This is a genomic window from Streptomyces katrae (assembly GCF_000966975.1).
Classification (GTDB): Bacteria; Actinomycetota; Actinomycetes; order Streptomycetales; family Streptomycetaceae; genus Streptomyces; species Streptomyces katrae.
The window spans coordinates 1-2312 of record NZ_JZWV01001335.1 but is presented as its reverse complement, the minus strand read 5'-3'; the positions used below and the strand labels follow the sequence as shown (position 1 = coordinate 2312).

The window sequence follows — 2312 nt, the reverse complement described above, 5'->3', positions numbered from 1 at the left end:
GCTCATGGGCGGGCCTCCAAGGCCCTGGAGGCATTGGAGGCCCGCGAATGCCGGAGGTAATGGTGTCGTTTGCACGGTTATGCCGGGTTCGAATTGAGGCGGTGGACGGGGGCGTCGACTAAGGTGACCCGGTGAAGATCGCGCTCATGGACTCGGGAATCGGCCTCCTCGCTGCGGCCGCCGCGACGCGTCGGCTGCGGCCCGACGCAGATCTGCTGCTGTCCTCCGACCCCGACGGCATGCCCTGGGGCCCCCGTACCCCCGCCGACCTCACCGAGCGCGCCCGGCTCGTCGCCCGGGCCGCCGCCGCGCTGCGGCCCGACGCGCTGATCGTGGCCTGCAACACCGCTTCCGTGCACTCCCTGGCCACCCTGCGGGCCGAGCTGGAGCCCGGGATCCCCGTCATCGGCACCGTCCCGGCCATCAAGCCCGCCGCGGCGGCGGGCGGCCGGGTGGCGATCTGGGCCACCCCCGCCACCACCGGCAGCCCGTACCAGCGCGGGCTGATCCGCGACTTCGCCGCCGGGGTCCGGGTCACCGAGGTGCCCTGCCCGGGTCTCGCCGACGCCGTCGAGTACGGCGACGAGGAGGCCATCGCCCGTACGGTGGCCGCCGCGGCCGAGCTCACCCCGGCCGACGTGACGGACGTGGTCCTCGGCTGCACGCACTACGAGCTCGTCGAGGAGGCGATCCGGGCCGCCCTCGCCGCCCGTACCGGCGGGGCGGACCTGCGGTACCACGGCTCCGCCGAGGCCGTCGCGGTCCAGGCCCTGCGCCGGATCGGGGCCGGTCCGGCACCGGAGCTGCCGCGCACCGGCGGCCTGACCGTCCTGCACACCGGCCGCCCGTCCACCCTCCCCGCCGCGGCCCTCGGCTACGCGGAGGGCCGCCTGCTGGCCGGCCAGGACCACGGCGCCGCGGTGGGCCGGTAGCCGAGGGGGAAGGCGGGCCCGCCGCCGAACCGGTCAGGCGGATCCGGCGAGCCGGGCCGCCAGCTCTTCCCCGGACAGGTCCTCCAGGTGGGTGAGGAACACCCACAGGTGCCCCGACGGGTCCCGCAGGACGGCGGTGCGGTCGCCGTGGAACCGGTCCGCCGGCTCCTCGACCAGCTCCGCCCCGGCGGCCACCGCGGTCCGCACGAGGGCGTCCACGTCCGGGACGTACACGTGGAGGGCCACCGAGGTGCCGCCGAGCGCGGACGGGGAGGAGAACGGGCCGCCGGAGGCCGTGTCGCCGAGCATCAGCACGGCCCCGCCGATCCGGATCTCGGCGTGCAGCACCGTGCCGCCCGGGCCGTCGAGCCGGAAGTCCTCGACGGCGCCGAAGGCCCGTGCGTAGAAGGAGAGGGCCGCGGCCGCGTCGGCCACCATGATGTGCGGCACCACCGCCGTCCGGTAGCGCTCGGGAACGATCCCGGCCGTTTCCTCGTGAACTCGCCCCGGAGCGTGCGTCTGCGTCTGCTGTGTCATGGCCGCGACAGTAAGACCTCAAGTTTGGTCGAGGTCAAGGGCGGGCAGGCGCGGACCCGGACGGGGCGCGCGCCCGCGCACCCCCGGTGGCGGGATGCGCCGAGTGGCGCAGAGGCGGTGGCGGACATGCGGAACGTGAGTACGCTGCTGCTCATGACGGGACACCCTCCGGGCCCCCTCTGGACGGGCCGCGCCTCCAACCGCGGGCAGTGGCTGCTCGCCGCGGCCGGAGCGGCCTGCCTCGCGCTCGGCGTCGAACTGGCCGTCGACAACTCCTGGGCCTCCGGATACGTTCCGCTGCTGATGTCCGTGATCGGCTGCCTGGCCGCCGGGCTGCTGATCCTCTACGGCACCCTCGCCTTCGTGTACGTGGCCGTCACCGTCGACGCCGAGGCCATGGAAGTGCGCTGCGGCCACATCGGGCTGCCGCGCCGCAAGATCCGCCTCGCGGATGTCACCGCCGCCGAGTTCCTCCCCCGGGTCACCCCCCAGCAGTGGGGCGGCTGGGGCTACCGCTGGCGGCCGGAGAAGGGCACCGCGGTGATCGTCCGGCGCGGTGAGGGCGTGGAGCTGCGGCTCGGGGACGGCAAGCTGTTCACGGTCACCGTCGACGACGCCGAGAACGCGGTCCGCGTCATCCGCGCCCACCTGCGCGCCCTCGCCCGCTGAACCGGGCCGTGGCCTTACCAGCCCTTGGCGCACGGCCACGTACACTCCGCCAGATGAGCAGCAGTGTCACCCGGGCCGCCGAGAGCGAGCCCTCGCAGCCCGCCGGACCAGCCGTAGCGGACACCCCGAGCGCAGCCGCCGCGGACGCCGTCCCGGCGGGCCGCGGGAAGCGCT

The 2312-nt window shown here is 75.2% G+C and carries 3 protein-coding genes; 2 read left to right on the top strand and 1 reads right to left on the bottom strand.

Going from position 1 to position 2312, the window contains the following annotated elements; translation table 11 throughout:
- Nucleotides 1–131 precede the first annotated feature (131 nt).
- A complete protein-coding gene (locus VR44_RS36905; RefSeq protein ID WP_045952039.1) occupies nucleotides 132–932 on the top strand; it encodes a glutamate racemase in 801 nt (266 codons plus the stop codon).
- Between the two features lie 33 nt (nucleotides 933–965).
- Here VR44_RS36905 and VR44_RS36900 read toward each other — a convergent pair whose 3' ends face one another.
- Nucleotides 966–1469: a VOC family protein gene (locus tag VR44_RS36900; RefSeq protein WP_045952038.1), complete on the bottom strand. Its 504-nt coding sequence runs from the start codon at nucleotides 1467–1469 to the stop codon at nucleotides 966–968.
- A gap of 126 nt (nucleotides 1470–1595) precedes the next feature.
- On the opposite strand from VR44_RS36900, the gene VR44_RS36895 reads away from it, so the two are divergent.
- On the top strand, nucleotides 1596–2138 hold the full coding sequence (locus VR44_RS36895) for a hypothetical protein (RefSeq protein ID WP_045952040.1): 543 nt from the start codon (nucleotides 1596–1598) through the stop codon (nucleotides 2136–2138).
- Nucleotides 2139–2312 lie beyond the last annotated feature (174 nt).

Excerpts from the sequence above, each read along its gene's own strand:
- VR44_RS36900 (WP_045952038.1), bottom strand. The coding sequence starts at position 1,469 with ATGACACAGCAGACGCAGACGCACGCTCCGGGGCGAGTTCACGAGGAA.
- VR44_RS36895 (WP_045952040.1), top strand. The coding sequence starts at position 1,596 with ATGCGGAACGTGAGTACGCTGCTGCTCATGACGGGACACCCTCCGGGC.